The organism is Lentzea sp. NEAU-D7 (genome assembly GCF_026242055.1).
Classification (GTDB): domain Bacteria; phylum Actinomycetota; class Actinomycetes; order Mycobacteriales; family Pseudonocardiaceae; genus Lentzea.
Genome location: NZ_JAPJDL010000003.1, coordinates 241,287 through 258,094 on the forward strand (window position 1 = coordinate 241,287; position 16,808 = coordinate 258,094).

Annotated in this window: 18 protein-coding genes; 10 read left to right on the top strand and 8 right to left on the bottom strand. The window is 70.3% G+C overall.

Translation table 11 applies throughout. The features are described 5' to 3' along the window. Window positions 1-79 precede the first annotated feature (79 nt). From ORI60_RS08045 to ORI60_RS08060, 4 genes are read left to right on the top strand one after another with little or no spacing between them, the layout of a single operon-like run. Complete coding sequence (locus ORI60_RS08045; protein ID WP_266035899.1) at window positions 80-988, top strand: ROK family protein; 909 nt, start codon at window positions 80-82, stop codon at window positions 986-988. Continuing rightward, a complete protein-coding gene (gene nagA / locus ORI60_RS08050; protein WP_266035901.1) occupies window positions 988-2,139 on the top strand; it encodes an N-acetylglucosamine-6-phosphate deacetylase in 1,152 nt (383 codons plus the stop codon). Before ORI60_RS08045 ends, nagA begins: the two co-directional genes overlap by 1 nt. Window positions 2,140-2,143: 4 nt before the next feature. Then, window positions 2,144-2,338 carry a hypothetical protein gene (locus ORI60_RS08055; RefSeq protein WP_266035903.1) on the top strand — a complete coding sequence of 65 codons (195 nt, stop codon included), beginning with the start codon at window positions 2,144-2,146 and terminating at the stop codon, window positions 2,336-2,338. Between the two features lie 17 nt (window positions 2,339-2,355). Beyond that, window positions 2,356-3,078 (top strand): DedA family protein, encoded by a 723-nt coding sequence (locus ORI60_RS08060; protein ID WP_266035905.1) that lies wholly within the window; start codon window positions 2,356-2,358, stop codon window positions 3,076-3,078. 94 nt (window positions 3,079-3,172) lie between these two features. Here the strand turns inward: ORI60_RS08060 and ORI60_RS08065 are convergent, their stop codons facing one another. Beyond that, window positions 3,173-3,715, bottom strand: a complete 543-nt coding sequence (locus tag ORI60_RS08065; protein WP_266035907.1) for a TetR/AcrR family transcriptional regulator — start codon at window positions 3,713-3,715, stop codon at window positions 3,173-3,175. A 59-nt stretch (window positions 3,716-3,774) separates the two neighbouring features. Between ORI60_RS08065 and ORI60_RS08070 the strand changes: the two genes are divergently transcribed. Together ORI60_RS08070 and ORI60_RS08075 are read left to right on the top strand one after the other, a co-directional pair. Further along, a complete protein-coding gene (locus ORI60_RS08070) occupies window positions 3,775-4,998 on the top strand; it encodes a metal-dependent hydrolase family protein (protein WP_266035909.1) in 1,224 nt (407 codons plus the stop codon). Next, the gene (locus tag ORI60_RS08075) at window positions 4,995-5,843 is read left to right on the top strand and encodes an alpha/beta hydrolase (protein WP_266035911.1); all 849 of its coding nucleotides are present in this window, start codon (window positions 4,995-4,997) and stop codon (window positions 5,841-5,843) included. Before ORI60_RS08070 ends, ORI60_RS08075 begins: the two co-directional genes overlap by 4 nt. A 31-nt stretch (window positions 5,844-5,874) precedes the next feature. Here ORI60_RS08075 and ORI60_RS08080 read toward each other — a convergent pair whose 3' ends face one another. Beyond that, window positions 5,875-6,195, bottom strand: coding sequence for a hypothetical protein (locus ORI60_RS08080; RefSeq protein WP_266035913.1), 321 nt, complete (start codon window positions 6,193-6,195; stop codon window positions 5,875-5,877). A gap of 95 nt (window positions 6,196-6,290) precedes the next feature. Here ORI60_RS08080 and ORI60_RS08085 point away from each other — a divergent pair, with 95 nt between their 5' ends. After that, window positions 6,291-7,727 carry an amidohydrolase family protein gene (locus tag ORI60_RS08085; RefSeq protein ID WP_266035915.1) on the top strand — a complete coding sequence of 479 codons (1,437 nt, stop codon included), beginning with the start codon at window positions 6,291-6,293 and terminating at the stop codon, window positions 7,725-7,727. Here the strand turns inward: ORI60_RS08085 and ORI60_RS08090 are convergent. After that, window positions 7,709-9,097, bottom strand: a complete 1,389-nt coding sequence (locus ORI60_RS08090) for an FAD-binding oxidoreductase (RefSeq protein WP_266035917.1) — start codon at window positions 9,095-9,097, stop codon at window positions 7,709-7,711. The genes ORI60_RS08085 and ORI60_RS08090 overlap by 19 nt on opposite strands. 155 nt (window positions 9,098-9,252) lie before the next feature. On the opposite strand from ORI60_RS08090, the gene ORI60_RS08095 reads away from it, so the two are divergent. Then, window positions 9,253-9,897: a DedA family protein gene (locus ORI60_RS08095; protein ID WP_266035919.1), complete on the top strand. Its 645-nt coding sequence runs from the start codon at window positions 9,253-9,255 to the stop codon at window positions 9,895-9,897. Here ORI60_RS08095 and ORI60_RS08100 read toward each other — a convergent pair. From ORI60_RS08100 to ORI60_RS08115, 4 genes are read right to left on the bottom strand one after another with little or no spacing between them, the layout of a single operon-like run. Next, on the bottom strand, window positions 9,894-10,310 hold the full coding sequence (locus ORI60_RS08100) for a peptidase inhibitor family I36 protein (RefSeq protein WP_266035922.1): 417 nt from the start codon (window positions 10,308-10,310) through the stop codon (window positions 9,894-9,896). The two genes, ORI60_RS08095 and ORI60_RS08100, sit on opposite strands and share 4 nt — an antisense overlap. Before the next feature lie 52 nt (window positions 10,311-10,362). Next, window positions 10,363-12,477 carry an ATP-binding protein gene (locus ORI60_RS08105; protein ID WP_266035923.1) on the bottom strand — a complete coding sequence of 705 codons (2,115 nt, stop codon included), beginning with the start codon at window positions 12,475-12,477 and terminating at the stop codon, window positions 10,363-10,365. A 47-nt stretch (window positions 12,478-12,524) separates the two neighbouring features. After that, entirely contained in the window at window positions 12,525-13,160 is a 636-nt protein-coding gene (locus tag ORI60_RS08110) for a nucleoside/nucleotide kinase family protein (RefSeq protein WP_045315649.1), read from the bottom strand. Continuing rightward, window positions 13,124-13,969: a PfkB family carbohydrate kinase gene (locus ORI60_RS08115; protein ID WP_266035928.1), complete on the bottom strand. Its 846-nt coding sequence runs from the start codon at window positions 13,967-13,969 to the stop codon at window positions 13,124-13,126. Before ORI60_RS08115 ends, ORI60_RS08110 begins: the two co-directional genes overlap by 37 nt. A gap of 34 nt (window positions 13,970-14,003) precedes the next feature. Here ORI60_RS08115 and ORI60_RS08120 point away from each other — a divergent pair, with 34 nt between their 5' ends. Next, a complete protein-coding gene (locus ORI60_RS08120) occupies window positions 14,004-14,981 on the top strand; it encodes a LacI family DNA-binding transcriptional regulator (protein WP_266035930.1) in 978 nt (325 codons plus the stop codon). Continuing rightward, a complete protein-coding gene (locus tag ORI60_RS08125) occupies window positions 14,975-15,706 on the top strand; it encodes a sugar phosphate isomerase/epimerase family protein (protein ID WP_266035932.1) in 732 nt (243 codons plus the stop codon). Before ORI60_RS08120 ends, ORI60_RS08125 begins: the two co-directional genes overlap by 7 nt. Here ORI60_RS08125 and ORI60_RS08130 read toward each other — a convergent pair. Then, complete coding sequence (locus tag ORI60_RS08130; RefSeq protein WP_266035934.1) at window positions 15,696-16,793, bottom strand: glycoside hydrolase family 76 protein; 1,098 nt, start codon at window positions 16,791-16,793, stop codon at window positions 15,696-15,698. The two genes, ORI60_RS08125 and ORI60_RS08130, sit on opposite strands and share 11 nt — an antisense overlap. Window positions 16,794-16,808: the final 15 nt, after the last annotated feature.

Consider the following 16,808-nt stretch of genomic DNA (forward strand, 5'->3'; position numbering starts at 1 on the left):
TTTCAGCCAGTAAGACCACGCGCCCAAATCGGTACTTGGTATAGACCAATAGGCCTCCCATGCCGCAGGATCAGTTCCCGTGGCACGCAGACACGTGGTCGCCGTCGACATCGGTGGCACCGAAACCAAGGCGGCGCTCGTCTCCGGCACCTCGGAGTCGGTGGCGGCGGAGAAGCACGCGCGCCGGGCGACGCCCGGCGAACTGGCACCCCTCCTCGACGTCATCGCCGAACTCGTCGACGAGCTCCGCAACGCCTCCGAGCACGAGATCGACGCCGTGGGGATCGTGGCGCCGGGCATCGTGGACGAGGCCAGCGGCGTCGGGGTGTACACGACGAACCTGCCGTGGAGCCAGTTCCCGTTCAGCGCGGTCATGACCGAACGGCTGGGCGTGCCCGTCGCGTTCGGCCACGACGTGCGCGCCGCGGGCCTCGCCGAATGCCGCATGGGTGCCGCCAAGGACCTGTGCAACGCGGTGATCATGCCGATCGGCACCGGAATCGCCGGCGCGCTGCTGCTGGACGGCAGGATCTACAGCGGCGAGGGCTACGCGGGTGAGATCGGGCATGTGGACGTCGGCCACGGCGTGCCGTGCGCCTGTGGCCAGATCGGCTGCGTGGAGACGGTGGCGTCCTCCGCGGCGATCGCCCGCCGGTACACCGCGCGTACCGGCACCCCCGTCAAGGGAGCCGCTGAGGTCGCACTCAGGGTGAGGGACGGGGAGCAGGACGCCGTCGCCGTGTGGCACGAGGCCGTGGACGCGCTCGCCAGGGGGATCCTGGTGCTGGCGACGCTGCTCGGTCCGGAGGCCGTCGTGCTCGGCGGTGGGCTCGCACTGGCGGGAGACCTGCTGGTGGATCCCTTGCGGGAAAGGCTGGACGGCCTGATCGCCTTCCAGCGCCGACCGGAGCTTCGGCTCGCGGCGCTCGGCGACGAGGCGGGCTTCCTCGGCGCGGCGCTGCTGGCCATCGACACGCTGGAGGCGTGATGAGCACGTGGGGTGGACCGGTCGACGTGATCCTGACCGGTGGTCGGGTCGTCACGCCTGGTGGAGTGCTCGAGAACGGGTGGGTGAGCGTTCGCGACGGCAGGATCGCCGCGGTCGGGGACGGAGTGGCGCCCGAAGGCCCGGTGACCGACGTCAGCGGCTGCACCCTCGTGCCCGGATTCGTCGACATCCACTGCCACGGCGGTGGCGGTGACGCGTTCACCAGCAGCGATCCGGCCAAGGTGCGCAAGGCCGCGTCGGCGCACCGCCGGCACGGCACCACGACCCTGCTGGCCTCGCTGGTCTCGCGCCCGGTGCCGGAGCTGGCCGACCAGGTGTCCGCCCTGGCCGAGCTGACCCAAGAGGGCGTGGTCGCGGGCATCCACCTGGAGGGCCCGTTCCTGTCCGCCGCACGCTGCGGCGCGCACGACCCGGCGATCCTGTGCCCGCCGGAGCAGACCTCCGTGACGAAGCTGCTCGACGCGGGCAAGGGCACCGTCCGCATGATCACCATCGCACCGGAGCTGGAGGGCGCGGTCCGAGCCGTGCACCAGCTCGTGGACAACGACGTCATCGCCGCCATCGGCCACACCGACGCGACCGAGGCGCAGGTCCGCCCAGCCGTCGACGCCGGCGCGTCGGTGGCGACGCACCTGTTCAACGGCATGCGCCCGCTGCACCACCGCGAGCCCGGCCCGATCGGCGCGCTGCTGGACGACGACCGCGTGACCGTCGAGCTCATCTGCGACCTGGTGCACCTGCACCCGACCGCGGTCCGGCTCGCCGCCCGGCACGCCGGGCGGAAGCGCACCATCCTGATCACCGACGCCATCGCGGCCGCCGGTGTCGGTGACGGCGTCTACGACGTCGGCGGCCTCGAGGTGCGCGTCGTCGACGGGGTGCCGACGCTGGCCGGTGGCGCGGCGCTGGCCGGCAGCACGCTCACCATGGACGTGGCGTTCCGCAACGCCGTCAACTCCTGCGGGCTCACGCTCGTGGAGGCCGCGTACGCCACGTCGACCCGAGGCGCCGAGCTCCTCGGCCTCGACACCGGCAAGCTTCAGCCGGGTTGTGCGGCGGACATCGTCGTCCTGGATGCAGAATTGAAGCCGAGGGACGTGATGGTCAGGGGCGAGTGGGTCAAGGACTAGGTGCATGGCGGACGATCCGGAACGACTGGTGACCGACGCGCTGAGGGCGCAGGCGACCAGCACGAACGCCGGATTTGTCGCGCATGTCCCAATCGCCGATGAACCCCTCTCGCCGATGCCGGTGTGGTGGATCCTGGGGCTCGCGTTGTTGTTGGGCCTGGCAGCGGGCACGGTGGCCGCAGTGATCACGCTGAGCTGACCTGTACCGTTGTCGCCGTGACGATTGCATTGGGCCCTGACTGGCTGGACCCCACCGTTCTGCTGAACGGGCTCGGCCCGTACATGCTCATCGGGTTGTGCCTCATCATCTTCGCGGAGTGCGGGCTCCTCGTCGGTTTCTTCCTGCCGGGCGACTCGCTGCTGTTCACGGCGGGTCTCTTCGTCGCGGCGGGCACGATCGACACCCCGCTCTGGCTCGTCTGCGTGCTGCTGACGGTGTGCGCGTTCGTCGGCAACGTCGTCGGCTACTACATCGGCGTGAAGGCCGGTCCGGCGCTGTTCAGCAAGCCGGAGTCGAAGATCTTCAAGAAGGAGTACGTCGAGAAGACGCAGGAGTTCTTCGACAAGTACGGCGCGCGCGCCATCGTCCTCGCCCGGTTCGTGCCGATCGTCCGCACGTTCATCACGGCGATGGCCGGTGTCGGCAAGATGGACCCGAAGAAGTACTTCACGTACTCCGCGATCGGCGGCGTCGCGTGGGCCGCGGGTCTGACGGTCCTGGGCTACTTCCTCGGCCAGGTCTCCTTCATCAAGGAGAACCTGGAGATCACGCTGCTCGCCATCGTCTTCCTGTCGATCGTGCCGATCATCATCGAGGTGATCAAGGCGCGCAAGGAGAAGAAGTCGCTGATCGAGGAAGAGGCGGACGACATCACGCAGGTCATGCAGGCGCAGCTGCAGGACGACTCGACGCAGATCATCCCCCGCGTGGAGCGCTGACCCCGCCGGACCACCGAACACAGCGAGGCCCGCCTGTTGCGACAGGCGGGCCTTTTGCTTGGCCGGAGCGGCCGAACGTCATGGCCCGCCGGCACTACAGGCGCAGGATCAGCGCGACCGCGTCCTCCGAGCAGGCCCCCGGCGTCAGAACCTCCTGCAGCAGCAGGCCGCGGATGGCCGCGACGGTGACGGTGGCCCTGGTGAGCGCTTCGCCGGGGCCGAGCCCTTCGCGCTCCGCCAGCGAGGCCAGCATCCTGGTGAGGTCGTCCAGCGACGAGACGAACTCGCCGAAGTCGTCCGGGCTGTACGCGGCCAGCCCCACGACGTGGAAGAACCCGCGGACGCGCGACAGCTGCTCCGGGCTGGTGTAGGCCCGCCAGATCGCCAGGACGAGGTCGGCGAAGGTGCCCTGCCCCGCCTCGCGGAACAACGCCTCGTTGTCGCGGGTCCGCTGTGCCGCGAGCAGAGCCGCCAGGACGCCCGTGAGCGACCCGAAGTGGTACCGCAGGAGCGCGTGGCTGGTCTCGGCCCGTGCCGCGATCTCGCGCAGCGAGGTCTCCGGTGGCGGCAGGCCGTCGTCGAAGACGTCGAGTAGCCGCGCCAGGAGGCGCTCACGTGCCGTGCTTGACAGGTCCACCGCCGTAGTTTATCCATTGGAAAAGAGATTTATCCATTGGAAAACTCGTCGGAGGGTTCGTGGGACGTTTCCAGGTGGTGGGCGCGACGGTCGTGGACGGGTCGGGTCGCGATCCGGACGACGCCGCCGTCACGGTCGAGGACGGGCGCATCACCGGGCTCGGTGCCTCCAGCGCGCACGGCGAGCGGCTCGACGCCGACGGGCTGACCATGACGCCCGGCCTCATCGACGCCCACGTCCACCTGGGACTGTCGAGCCTGGTCGGGCCGCAGTTCTCGTTCCAGATCAGCGCCGCCGAGATCGCGGCGGACATCTTCGCCACGGCCGGAGCGGCGCTCGACGCGGGCTTCACGACCGTCCGGGACACCGGCGGGATCGACGGCGGTGTCGTCACCGCGATCGCGAAGGGCAAGGTCAGAGGGCCGCGCGTGGTGTCGTGCGGGCCTGTTCAGTGCCAGACCGGCGGCCACGGCTACTACGGGGCCGAGTGGGAGCCCACCGAGCTGTGGAGCAGCCACCACGTTCCTGGTCTGTGCGCCCTGTCCATGATGGCGGGCAACGCGGACGAGCTGCGCCGCAACGTGCGCGAGGCGTTCCGGCGCGGGGCGTCGTTCCTGAAGCTCTGCGTGACCGGTGGGGTGGTGGGCGGCAAGGACCGCTTGGCCGACACCCAGTTCACCGTCGAGGAGATCGCCGTCGCCGTGCAGGAGGCCGCGGCGCGCGGCACCTACGTGACGGTGCACGCCCACAACAACGAAGGCATCCGGAACGCGGTCGAGGCCGGGGCGCGCTGCGTCGAGCACGGTACGGATCTCGACGAGCCGACAGCCGCCCTGATGGCCGCTCGCGGTGTCGCCCTCGTACCCACGTTCGCCGTAGTCGAACGGCTGCTGCACGACCCAGCCGCAGCCGGTCTGGGCGAACCGGTCCGCGATCGAGTGGCGGGGGTGCGCGAGCGGATGGCCGGGGCACTCGCCGTCGCCAAGGAGGCCGGGGTGCGGATCGGGCTGGGTTCCGACCTCATCGGCCCGGTCCAGGACCGCCGAGGCGAGGAACTCGTGCTGCGCGCGCAGCACGAGACACCGATGGAAGTTCTCGTGGCGGCCACGAAGACCAACGCCGAGATCACCGGTCTGGCCGAGGTGGGCGTCATCGCTCCCGGCAAACAGGCAGATCTCGTGCTCTGGAACGGAAACCCGCTCGAAGACCCGAACGTCTTCGCCGACCCAGCCAACGCCGTACTAGTCGTCCAAGCCGGACGTGTCGTGAAGGATCTCCGATGAGCACCATGTGGAACGGCTGCCTGGCCGACACCGACTACTTCGAGCTGCGTTCCAGCGGCGGGCACGACTACGGCGTCTGGGTCACCACGCCGCCGAACTACGACCCCGCCACGGCGCCGGCGCCCGCCGTCTACGTGCTCGACGGCAACTGGGCCGTGGGCCTGACGGCGCCGCTCATCGTCACCCAGCAGGACCCCATGCAGAAGATCAAGCCGTACATCCAGGTCAGCGTGGGCTACGCGGGCGAGGACGCGGAGCACTGGGCGAGGCTGCGCAACAGGGACCTCGTGCCGCCCGGCGAGCCCGTCGCCCAGGAGTTCCTCGACGCCGTGGAGATGGGAGTCCAGTCGGGTGCGATGACCCGCGAGCAGGCCGACGCCTACGTCGACGAACTGCGGGACACACGGGCCGACGCGTTCCTGAGCTTCCTCACCTCGGAACTGCACCCTCGGATCGAACGCGACTACGGCACGGCCACGACCGGTCACGGCCTCTTCGGCTACTCCTACGGCGGACTCTTCAGCCTCTACGCCTGGCTCACCGGCACCACCCTCTTCGAGAGCGTCGGAGCGGGCAGCCCTGGCGTCGCCAGCGAGGGCAGCCAGGTCTTCGCGCAGATCGAGGAGCTGGGCTCGCAGCCGGCCAAGCTCCACCTGACCTTCAACGACCGGGAGATCCTCGGGAACGTGCCCGTCTACCAGAACCTCACGAAGAACGCGGCCACCGTCCTGCACCGCCTCATCTCCCGCGGCGCGGCCGTCACCAGCGAGGTGCTGCGCGAGACGCACGTGACCGGTCTGCAGGCCTCGTTCCTCAGCTACCTCAGGGCCTGCCGTGCCGTGTGACAGCTAGAACGCTCGGCCACAGGCCGCGGTCCTAGCTGTCGGCTTCCTCGGGGTGGTGTTCCCGGAACCCGTTGACGAACGCCTCCAGCCGCGGAACGAGGTCCCCGGGAGAGAGGTCGCCGTCCTCGTAGGAACGCCAGGCCGTTTCCAGGTCCTCGAGCATCTCCTCCTCCGCGATGAGCCTGCTGGCGAGTTCCTCTGCGCTCAACGTGGCCTTCTCCGCCGGCATCTTCTGGTTGGCGAACGCGTACAGCGCGATTCCTCGGCCGGCCAACTGGACCGCGCGCCAAGAAGCGTGCTCGTCCTCCGCGATGTTGAGCAGAGCTCCGAACGCCCCAGACCTCGGTGTCATCTCCACATCCTCTGCCAGGTGCCACGGCCATGACCGAGGCGGTCTCGCCGAAAGCATTTGAGTCTCACGCAACGTCAAGGTGTTGGTTGAACGGCATGACCGACACCACTCGACGTGAAGTGCTGGGATGGCTGGCCGGGCTCGGTGCGGCGGCAGGCGCGAGCCTGTTCCTGCCGGGCCAGGTCAGCGCTTCCACGAGCGTCACCGCGTTGCGCGGTGGCACCCTCATCGACTCGTCCGGCGTGCGTTCCAACGCCACGATCGTGCTGGCGGACAACAGGGTTCTCGCCGTCGGCTCGTGCGACCTGCCGTTGCCGCGCGGCTCCGCGGTGCTCGACCTCAACGGCAAGTTCGTCATCCCCGGCCTGTGGGACATGCACGTGCACGGCGCGTTCCTCGACCGGATCACGTTGCCGCTGTGCCTGGTCAACGGCGTGACGGGCATCCGTGAGATGTGGGGCTTCCCGCCGATCTACGAGCTGCGCGAACGGATCGAGCGGGGTGAGGTGCTCGGGCCTCGGCTGGTCGTCGGCAGCACGATCATCGACGGACCGCACTCGACGTTGCCCGGCGCGTTGATCGTCAGCACGCCCGACGAGGGCCGGCAGGCCGTGCGGGACGCGAAGGCGCAGGGCGCGGACTTCGTGAAGGTCTACTCGTACCTGGACCGTGCGACGCTCGCGGCCATCGCCGACGAGTGCTCCCGGCAGGCCGTCACGTTCGCCGGGCACTGCTCGAACCACGTGCCGCTGGGCGACGCGAGTGACCTGGGGCAGCGCACGTTCGAGCACATGTACGGCCTGCCGCTCGCCACCAGCACGCGGGAAACCCAGCTGCGCCAGGCGATCGCGGGCCTGCCGCTCGACCCTGCGGATCCGTTCGCGTGGTTCAAGCAGGTGCTCGAGTTCGAACGGCAGGCAACTCTCTCGCACAGCCGGACCAAGGCTCTGCAACTCGCGAAGCGGTTGCGGCGCAACAACTCCGCGTTGTGCCCGACGATGGTCGCGATGCGGGTGTACTCCAGTCCCGCGGACAGGTTCGCGAACGACCCGCGGATGAAGTACATGCCGGCGTTCTACCGGGACCTGTGGCGCGACGGGCTGACTCGGTGGGTTCCGGTGACACCGCGGGAGATCCGGCAGCAGGCCGAGTTCTTCCGGCGCCGCCAGGAGATGGTCGCCGAGATGCACTCGCACGGCGTCGAGGTCCTGCTCGGCACGGACGCGGGCAACCCGTACTCGTTCTCCGGCTTCTCGGTGCACGACGAACTGGAGCTGCTGGTCGACGCGGGCCTGTCACCGAAGGCGGCGTTGAAGGCCGGGACGCGGGGCGCCGTGCTCAAGCCCGGCGAGGAGGCGAACCTCGTCGTGCTGGACGGCGACCCGTTGGCCGACATCCGCAACACGCAACGGATCCACACCGTGCTGACGCGCGGGCGCGTGCTCGGTCCGGACGTGCGCAGGCAGGTGCTCGCCGAGGTGGAGAAAGCGGCCCAGGAGCCGTTCCCCGCCGTTCAGCGGACCTGCTGCTGATCGAACATCGAGCCGGGGTTGAACAGGTTGTCCGGGTCCAGCGCGCGTTTGATCTCGCGGTGGACCCGGAGGCCGACCGGCCCGATCTCCTTCGCCAGCCACTCGCGCTTTATCTTGCCGATGCCGTGCTCGCCGGTGACCGTGCCGCCCAGCGCGAGCCCGACCGCGAGGATGTCGTCGAACGCCTTCTGCGCGCGGGCGAACTGGTCGGCGTCGGCGGGGTCGTAGACGATCGTCGGGTGCATGTTGCCGTCGCCCGCGTGGCCGACGACGGCGATCTTGAGGCCGACCTCCGCGGAGATGTCCTCACAGCCCTGGATGAGCTCGGCGATGCGGGTGCGCGGCACGCACACGTCGTCCGTCAGCCACGAGCCGTAGACCTCCAGCGCGGTCAGCACGGCCCTGCGCGCGGTCAGCAGGTCGCGGCCCTCGTTGACGTCGTGGGTCGCGTAGACGAGATCGGCCTCCAGGCAGATCTCCTCGATCTTGCGCAGCTCGTGGCGGGCCTGCTCACCGCCCGCGTCGGACTGGCAGATCAGCAACGCCGCGCAGCCCGGCCCAGCACCCAGCTCGGTCTTCAGGTACTGCTCGACGGCCTCGATCGAGGTGCGGTCCATGATCTCCATCAGCGACGGCACCAGGCCCTCGCGGACGATCCGGCTGACCGCGGCACCCGCCGTGGCGGTGCTGCCGAACGCGGCGACGAGCGTCGCAGGGGCCTGCGGGAGGGGCTTCAGCGCCAGCGTGGCCTTGGTGATCACGCCGAGCGTGCCCTCGGAGCCGATGAACAGCTTGGTGAGGTCGTAGCCCGCCACGCCCTTGACCGTGCGGCGGCCCGTCCGCAGCACCTCGCCGTCGGCCAGCACGACCTCCAGGCCGAGCACGGAGTCGGTGGTCACGCCGTACTTCACGCAGCACAGGCCGCCCGCGTTGGTGGAGAGGTTGCCGCCGATCGTGCACCAGTCGTAGCTGCTCGGGTCCGGCGGGTAGAACAGGCCGTGCTTCTCCACGGCGCCGCGCAGGTCGAGGTTGACCACGCCCGGCTCGACGACGGCTAGGCGGTTGTCGGTGTCGATCTCGACGATCGCGTCCATCTTCGTCGTGACCAGGACGACGCAGCCCTCGATGGCGTTCGCGGCGCCGGAGAGACCGCTGCCCGCGCCGCGGGGGACGATCGGGACCCGGTGGCTCGCGCACGCCCTCACCACCGCCTGGACCTGCTCGGTGTCCAGCGGGAACACCACCGCCAACGGACTGCCGTGCGGCGCCAGCGGCATCATGTCGCGCCGGTAGCTCGCGGTGACGTCGGCATCGGTCAGGACGCCGGAGTCACCCACTGCGCTGCGGAGTTCTGCGAGCAAGCTCTCCATGGCTCCCACGCTAGTCCGGTTCGGCCGGTTCACCCGAGGTGATCTCGGCGGAACGGAGTTCATGCGGTGACTCAGCGTGCTCAACCCAGATTTCGCCCTCCCGTCAGCCCGAAGTCGCCGCGACGCCGGCCCGGCACGACGTAGGCTGGCTCACCGTGGCGCATGCTTTCGCCTCGCTGGAGACCGCGGGTCCGGTGGCCGTCTGGGTCATCGTGCTGAGCTTCATCTTCGTCGAGTGCGCTTTCATCTTCGGGCTCTTCCTGCCCGGTGACTCGCTGCTGTTCGCGGCCGGCGTGGTGCTGGCGACGCACAACAGCGAGCTGTCGGCGTGGTTGCTGTCCCTCGCGGCTCTGATCATCGCCGTCGTCGGCAACCAGGTCGGGTACTTCATCGGCCGTGGCACCGGCACGCGCGTGCTCGCCCGCAAGGGCGGCAAGGTGCTGAACCGGCAGAACCTGCAACGCGCGGGCGAGTTCCTCGACCGCCGCGGGTTCTGGGCCGTCGTGCTCGCCCGCTGGATCCCGTGGATCCGCACGCTGGCACCGATGATCGCGGGCGCGGCGAGGATGGACCTCCGCAGGTTCACGCTCGCCACGACCATCGGTGCCATCGCCTGGGTGCCGACGCTGGTGCTGGCCGGCTACTACGGCGCGGGCGTCCTGCAGCAGATCCCGTGGCTCGAGACGGCGGCGATCGTCGTCAGCGTCGCGTTCTTCCTGGGCGGCACCGGCTGGGGCGTGTGGCGCTACCGCCAGGAGATGGCGAAGCCGATCGACGAGACTGTCGACGTCGCGTCCTAGATGAACCTGTGTGACGCGTTCTCGTAGTAGGTGTTGACGAGGTTGCGGCAGGTGTTGGCCGGAACCGTGTCGAACGCGCCGCCGTAGTTGCTGTTGAAGTACACGCGGACGTCGCGGTCGGTCGTGTTGCACACCGATGCGGCGTTGTTCTTGACGCACTGCAGGTAGCCCGCCGCATTCGGCTTCTTGAACTCGTAGCAGGTCGGCTGCGAGTCGCCGTAGTTCGCGATGTTCCCGGTGAAGTCCGAGAGCGATCCGCTGAAGGCGCTGAAGTGGTAGAGGCAGATCTCGTTGTTGTTGCACACGCCGTCGCGTGCCGCGGCCGAGGCGGCGGGCGTGGCGACGGCGACGGCCACTGCGGCGAGTGCGCCGGCGACGACCGTCCTGGCGAGTTTCCTCGAGAAGTTGTTCATGTCGTCGATGGTTGCGAGAACGCAAGAACCTCAACAGCGACAACCTCCACGATCAACCTCCACATTTCGCGAGGTGCCGCCGCAGGCTCGCCTGCCGTCCCAGGTCGCCGTGCCGCTCGGCGATGCCGAGGCCGAGGCGCAACGTCTCCGCCGCCGTCGCCCGGTCCCGGCGCAGCAGGTGCACCAGCCCCAGCTCCTCCAGGCTCGCCGCCTCACCCGCCGCGTCGGCACCCTCGCGGAACAGGTGCAGACTCCTCGCCAGCGCCGTCGCGGCGTCCTCGGTCCGGCCCGACCGGCGGTGCAGCGCGCCGATCCGGTGCAGCACGCCCGCGCACCCCCGATCGTCGCCTTCGAGAGAGCTGAGCCTCAGGCTTTCCTGATAGCAACGGAGCTCGCGCGCGTGGTCTCCTCTCTTGCCGTAGGCACTTCCCAGGTGTTCCAACACCGCGGCCTCGACGCACTTCAGTCCCAGCTCACGCGCCAGAGCGAGGCTCTCCTCACCCATCTCCACGGTCTCCATCACCTCACTGAGGTTGGTGAGGCACACCGCCACGCCGTTGGTGTCGCCCAGCTCCCGGAACCTCGCCAGGGCGCGGTGCAGGTGACCGGCGTCCTGCAGCGCGACGCCCAGGTCCATCTCCACGATCGCGCGCGCCGGCGGGTCGCTCGCCACGGGCAACGCCAGCCGGCACATCTCGGCCCAGTCCTCGCGATGGCCGCGGCTCAGGTAGTACGGGAACAGGCCGGTCGCGAGCCGGACCAGCGCCCCGGCCGGCACACCGGGCGTCCGGCAGAGGCCGACCAGGTGGGGGCGGTGCTCGTCGAGCCACGTGAACGCCGCCGCGGCCGTGGTGAAGTCCGGCGCACCCTGCGCCCACGCCGGGTCGGCCCAGGTGCCGCGGAAGCTGTGCGGCACGGCGAGCGCCACCGACCGCCACGCCACCGCGACGAACAGACCGGCGACCCTGCCCAGCGCCTCGGGGTCCGCGGGCTGTTCACGCGCATAGGCCCGGACGAGGTCGTGCATCCGGTAACGGCCGGGCGTCGTGGCCTGCACCAGGTGCAGGTCGGCCAGCCGTTCCAGCACCAGCTCGGCGGCGAGCCCGTCCACGTCGAGCAACCGGGCGGCGACCGGCAGCGACACGTCCTCGAAGACGCCGAACAGCGTGAACGCGCTCTGGTCCGACGGGACCAGCTGGTCGACGGACACGGCGAAGCTCGCGCGGATCCCCGCGTCGTCGCGGTCCAGCTCGTCGAGCCTGCGCACGGCCAGCCGGCGGGCGAGGTGGGAGAGCGGCCAGGCAGGGCGGGACGCGAGCCGGGCACCGGCGAGGTGGACGGCGAGCGGCAGCCGTCCGCAGTGCTCCACGACCCGCGCAGCGGCCTCGGGGTCGGCGGCGGTCCGTTCCGGTCCCGCGTAGGCCGCGAGCAGGTCGAGCGCCTCGCGCTCGGGCAGCACGTCCAGCCTCAGGTGACGGGCCTGCGGCAGGGTGTCCATGGCCCGGCGGCTGGTCACGACCGTCGCGCAGCCCGCGGTGCCGGGCAGCAGCGGCTGGATCTGGCCGGCCGTCGCCGCGTCGTCGAACACGAGCAGCACCCGCTTCCCGGCCAGTGCGGACCGGAACCGCGCGGCGGTCTCGGCCAGCGTCCCGCCGTGGTCGGGCCTGCCGAGCGCGCGCAGCAGCTGGCCCAGCGCGTCCTGCGGCGGCAGGCTTCCGCGCAGGTCCAGGTAGAGCTGGCCGTCGGGGAAGAGCTCGCCGACGCGGTGGGCGACGTGCAACGCGAGCGACGTCTTGCCGACTCCCGCCATGCCCGCGACGACCACCACGCCCGACCGTTCGACGAGGCCGGTCAGCTCGGCGACCTCGGCCTCCCGCCCGGAGAACCGCACCGGCGCGGCGGGCAGCTGCCTGACCGGTGCGCACGGCGTGCGGCGGGGTTGGGGCGTGCGGGCGGCGGCCGCGGCGAACTCGGCCCGCTCGTCCGCGCTCAGGCCGAGCGCGTCGGCGAGCCGGAGCACCGTGGCGCGATGGGGGTACCGGCGGTCGCCCCGTTCCAGGGAGCCGACCGCCTGACCGCTCAGGCCGGCCTTCTCGGCCAGCGCCTCCTGGGTGAGTCCGGCGGCGATCCGGTGATGGCGCAACAGGATTCCCAGCGCAGAGTCCACGTCTCATCCCCCCGCGGGAAGCACGCACGCGCCGCCGGTCCGGTTGCCTACAGGACCTCGGTGATCAGCAGGTCGGCCGACCCCTTCGACGAGTTCACCATCAACGCGTTGACGTGGTCGGTGCCGTGCAGCACCCGTTCCTCCGCCTCCGACAAGGTGCGCCCGTACCGCAGGTGCCGGTCGATCAGGCGCTGCACGCGCACGTCCTCGTCGATGAACAGGAACCACGCCTCGTCCAGGATGATCCGGACGCGTTTCCACTTGTCGTAGTTGAGCAGCAGGTAGTTGCCCTCGGTGACGACGAGCGGGACGTCCGGGTGCACCGGCACGGCGCAGGCGATCGGTTCCTCGATCTCGCGGCGGAACTCCGGCGCGTAGATCATGTCCGGGCCGCAGGCCTTGATCCGGCCGAGCAGGTCCACGTAGCCGGGGATGTCGAACGTGTCGGGCGCGCCCTTGCGCTCGACCAGCCGCAGCCGTTCGAGTTCGCTCTGCGCGAGGTGGAAGCCGTCCATCTCGACGAGCACGGCCTGGCCGTCGAGCGCCTCGACGAGCCTCCGCGCGAGTGTCGACTTGCCCGAACCGGGTGCGCCGCCGATGCCGAGAATCTTGCGCTCACCCTGATCGGTGAGAACCCGAGCCCGTTCTAGCAGCTCGTCGAACCTGACCTGCTGTCCTGCCACCGTGCCAGCTCCTCAACCCAGTCCCCGACCGCACCGACGCGAACGGCGGCCGCCTCCGACGCGAAGCCGATGGCACCCACCGGGTCCGCGCCTGACGCCAGCGCGTAGGCGTACGCGCCGTGCCAGACGTCGCCGGCACCGTTCGTGTCCTTCACCTCCACCGCGGGGACGGGCAGCTCTCCGGAAGAGCCGTTCCGCGACCAGGTGACCGGCTTCGCACCGTGCGTGCGAATGACCAGCGGCACCCCGTAGGAGTGCACCTCGGCCTCGGACCGCTCGAACCCGTGAGAGCAGGCGGCCACGTCCACCAGCGGCAACAGGTGATCGAGGACAGGTTTCCAGCTCCCGGCGTCGAGCACCACAGGCAATCCCGCGGCTTTCGCCCGCCGGGCGACCGGGATCGCGAGGCCTTCGTGGTGTCCGTCCAAGAGCACCACGTCCGCGGCAGCCAGAAGATCAGACAAATCCGGCGCCGTCACCGGCACCGAGGCGTTCCGCGAAACGACCGTGCGCTCCCCATCAGCGTCTCTGACGACGACCATGCTCACGGGCGTCGTGCCCGGCACGGCGGTCACTTGGACCGGGTCCAAGGAGGCCCTGACGAATTCACCCAATGCGTCGGCACCCAGTGCGGTGAGCAACGCGGACCCGCCGCCCAGTGCCGCGACCGCACGCGCCGCGTTGGCCGCCGGACCGCCGGGCGACAACACCGCGCTCAGCGAGCGGACCTTCTGCCCGGCGTCCGGGAACTCGTCCACCCGTTGGGTCACGTCGAGAGTTGTGAGCCCGACACACAGCACGGCTGCCATCTGGCCTTCCTCCAAACGGGTATGGTCCCAGGTCATGGTCACCATGCGGGATGTCGCGGCTCTCGCGGGGGTCTCCATCACCACGGTGTCACACGTGATCAACGAGACGAGGCCGGTCGCCGGGGACACGCGCGAGCGCGTCCAGAAGGCGATCGACGAGACCGGGTACACGGGCGACGCGATCGCGCGATCGCTGGTCATGGGCGGCACGAAGTCGCTGGGCCTGGCCGTGTCACTGGTCTCCCACCCGTACTTCGCCGAGCTGATCGCCGCCATCGAGTCCGAGGCGACTCGCAACGGCTATTCGCTCGTGCTGATCGACACGAGGGACACCCCCGAATCCGAGCAGACCGCGGTCAGAACACTGCGCTCGCGAAGAGTCGACGGGCTGCTGCTCACACCGTCCGCCGGCGCCGGGGGAAGCCTCGTGCTGCCGGAGCTCAAGAGGCTGAACATCCCCACGGTGCTGGTCGACCGGCTGACCGTGGCCAAGGACATCGACCAGGTCGGGCCGGAGAACGTGCAGGCCACGTCGGGTCTGGTGAAACACCTCGCGGAGCTGGGCCACCGCCGGATCGGCATCGTCTGCGGCCAGGCGGGCGTGGCGACGACCGAGGAACGCATCCTCGGCTACCGCCTCGGCCTCGGCCGCGCGGGCCTGAAGTGGGACGAGGCGCTGGTGTCGCAGAGCGGCTGGCTCGCGCCGCTGCTCGACCAGGAGGACCCGGCCACGGCCGTCGTCGCGGCGGACCACCTCGTCACGGTCGGCATGCTGCACGAGGCTCGGGCCCGCGGCCTGAAGCTCGGCACCGACCTGGCCGTCGTCGCCTACGACGAGGTCGAGTGGGCCACCCTGATCGAACCGCCGCTCACGACACTGGCCCAGCCGGTCGAGGAGATCGGGCGGACCGCGGTGAAGCTGCTGCTCTCCCGCATCGCCGACCCGCAGAGGCCGCCGGAGACGATCCGGCTCGCGCCCTCGCTCCGGCACAGGCAGTCCTGCGGATGCTGATCCCGGGGCTGGTCTCGGTGACGTTCCGCCAGCTCACGATCTCCGAGATCGGCGAGCTGGCGACCGAGTGCGGGCTGCAGGCCGTCGAGTGGGGCGGCGACGTGCACGTGCCGCCCGGCGACTTCGCTGCGGCGCGGCGGGCGCTGGACACGGGCCTGAAGGTAGCCGCGTACGGGTCGTACTACCGCGCGGGCGTCTCCGACCGGGCCGACCTGGCGCCGATCCTGGAGACCGCGGCCGAGCTCGACGCGCCGCTCGTGCGGGTCTGGGCGGGCACGTCCGGATCGGAGGAGTGCCCCGACCGCGCGCCGGTGGTCGATGCGCTGCACCACGCCGTCGAACACGCGGAGGCGATGGGCACGAAGATCGCGCTGGAGTACCACCGGAACACTCTGACGGACACGCTGGACTCGACGGTGCAGCTGCTCGACGAGGTCGACGGCGTGGTGTCGTACTGGCAGCCGCGCGGAGGCCAGGACGTGTTCTCGGCCGTGCACGAGGTGCGGACGCTGGAGCCGGTGACGGCGCACGTCTTCTCGTGGGGCACCGGTGGCTTCGAGGAGCGGTTCCCGCTCGCCGAGCGCCGTGACCTCTGGAAGCCGGTGCTGACCGAGCTGGCGCGCGACGGCGTCGAGCGCAACGCGCTGCTGGAGTTCGTGCTGGACGACTCGCCGGAGCAGTTCCGCGAGGACGCCAGGACGCTGCTGGGCTGGCTCAAGCAGTAGCGACGTCCAGACCGTTCCGTTCGAGCAGGGCGGCCGCCTCCAGGCACATCCAGCCACCGAGCTGGACGGACAGGTCGCGGCCCTCCACCTCGTCGGCCGGGGCGGCCCACTCGGGACCGAACAGCGGCCCGCTCACCGCCATCACGCGGTTGTTCCACGCCGCTTCCGCCGACTGCACCACGAGCTCCCTGGCCAGGTCGGCCGTCTCGTGCCGTTCGGGGTCGAGGCCGGGAATGATCAGCGCGGCCTGGGCCAGGTAGCGGACGAGGATGCCCGCGAACAGGCCGCCGTCACCCCCGCCCTGACCCCGGATCACGCCGTTGGTGGCGAGGTCGTCGTGCACGGCGGTGATCGTGCGGGCGGCCTTGTCGAGCCACTTGTCCTGCTGCCCGTGCTGGGCCAGCTCGACGCACGCGCCTATGAGAACTCCTTGGCAGTACGTGTAGATGTTCTTCTCGTACTCGCGGATCTCGCCGTTGGGGTGGACGTGCAGGCCGTCCCACGCGAGACCGTTCCCGGGGTCGACGAGGTGCTCCTCGACCCAGTCCACGATGGACCGCGCGCGGGCGAGGTCGGTGCGTTCGTTCTGGCGGGCCAGGAAGATCGCGGCCGGACCGTTCGCGGGGACGTTCTTGAAGTCGTCGTTGCGCTTCCACCAGATACCGCCACCGGCGTGGTCGGTCCAGCCGTCGCGCAGCCGCACGGCGATCGCGTCCAGCGCCTTGGGCTTGGCGATGCCGACCTCGCGCTGGGCGCGCTGCAGGGCGAGGCCGAGCCACGCGATGTCGTCGTAGAAGTCGTTGGTCCAGCCGAGGACGTTGCGCACCCGGATGCCCCGCACGACCTTGGCGACGGCCGTCTTGCGCAGCTCGCTGGGCGAGCGCAGGTAACCGTCGATCATGCAGTCCAGCAGGTGCGCCTGCCACCAGTAGTTGAAGCTGGTGTGGATCTTGTCCTTGAAGAGCGGGGGCCACGCCCTCGCGCCGAGAAGCGTGCCCGGCACACCCCAGACCCGCCGAAGGTGCCTGGAGTACACCGCGCGCTCCGCGACACCCGCGCGTGCCGCCAGCAGTTTCGCGATCACCACCTGGCCATCGTGCGT

What these genes read in the sequence shown, in the direction of transcription:
- ORI60_RS08120 (WP_266035930.1), top strand. Translation starts at nt 14,004, where the DNA reads ATGGTCACCATGCGGGATGTCGCGGCTCTCGCGGGGGTCTCCATCACC.
- ORI60_RS08125 (WP_266035932.1), top strand. Translation starts at nt 14,975, where the DNA reads ATGCTGATCCCGGGGCTGGTCTCGGTGACGTTCCGCCAGCTCACGATC.
- ORI60_RS08085 (WP_266035915.1), top strand. Translation starts at nt 6,291, where the DNA reads ATGACCGACACCACTCGACGTGAAGTGCTGGGATGGCTGGCCGGGCTC.
- ORI60_RS08115 (WP_266035928.1), bottom strand. Translation starts at nt 13,969, where the DNA reads ATGGCAGCCGTGCTGTGTGTCGGGCTCACAACTCTCGACGTGACCCAA.
- nagA (WP_266035901.1), top strand. Translation starts at nt 988, where the DNA reads ATGAGCACGTGGGGTGGACCGGTCGACGTGATCCTGACCGGTGGTCGG.
- ORI60_RS08055 (WP_266035903.1), top strand. Translation starts at nt 2,144, where the DNA reads ATGGCGGACGATCCGGAACGACTGGTGACCGACGCGCTGAGGGCGCAG.
- ORI60_RS08075 (WP_266035911.1), top strand. Translation starts at nt 4,995, where the DNA reads ATGAGCACCATGTGGAACGGCTGCCTGGCCGACACCGACTACTTCGAG.
- ORI60_RS08090 (WP_266035917.1), bottom strand. Translation starts at nt 9,097, where the DNA reads ATGGAGAGCTTGCTCGCAGAACTCCGCAGCGCAGTGGGTGACTCCGGC.
- ORI60_RS08080 (WP_266035913.1), bottom strand. Translation starts at nt 6,195, where the DNA reads ATGACACCGAGGTCTGGGGCGTTCGGAGCTCTGCTCAACATCGCGGAG.
- ORI60_RS08100 (WP_266035922.1), bottom strand. Translation starts at nt 10,310, where the DNA reads ATGAACAACTTCTCGAGGAAACTCGCCAGGACGGTCGTCGCCGGCGCA.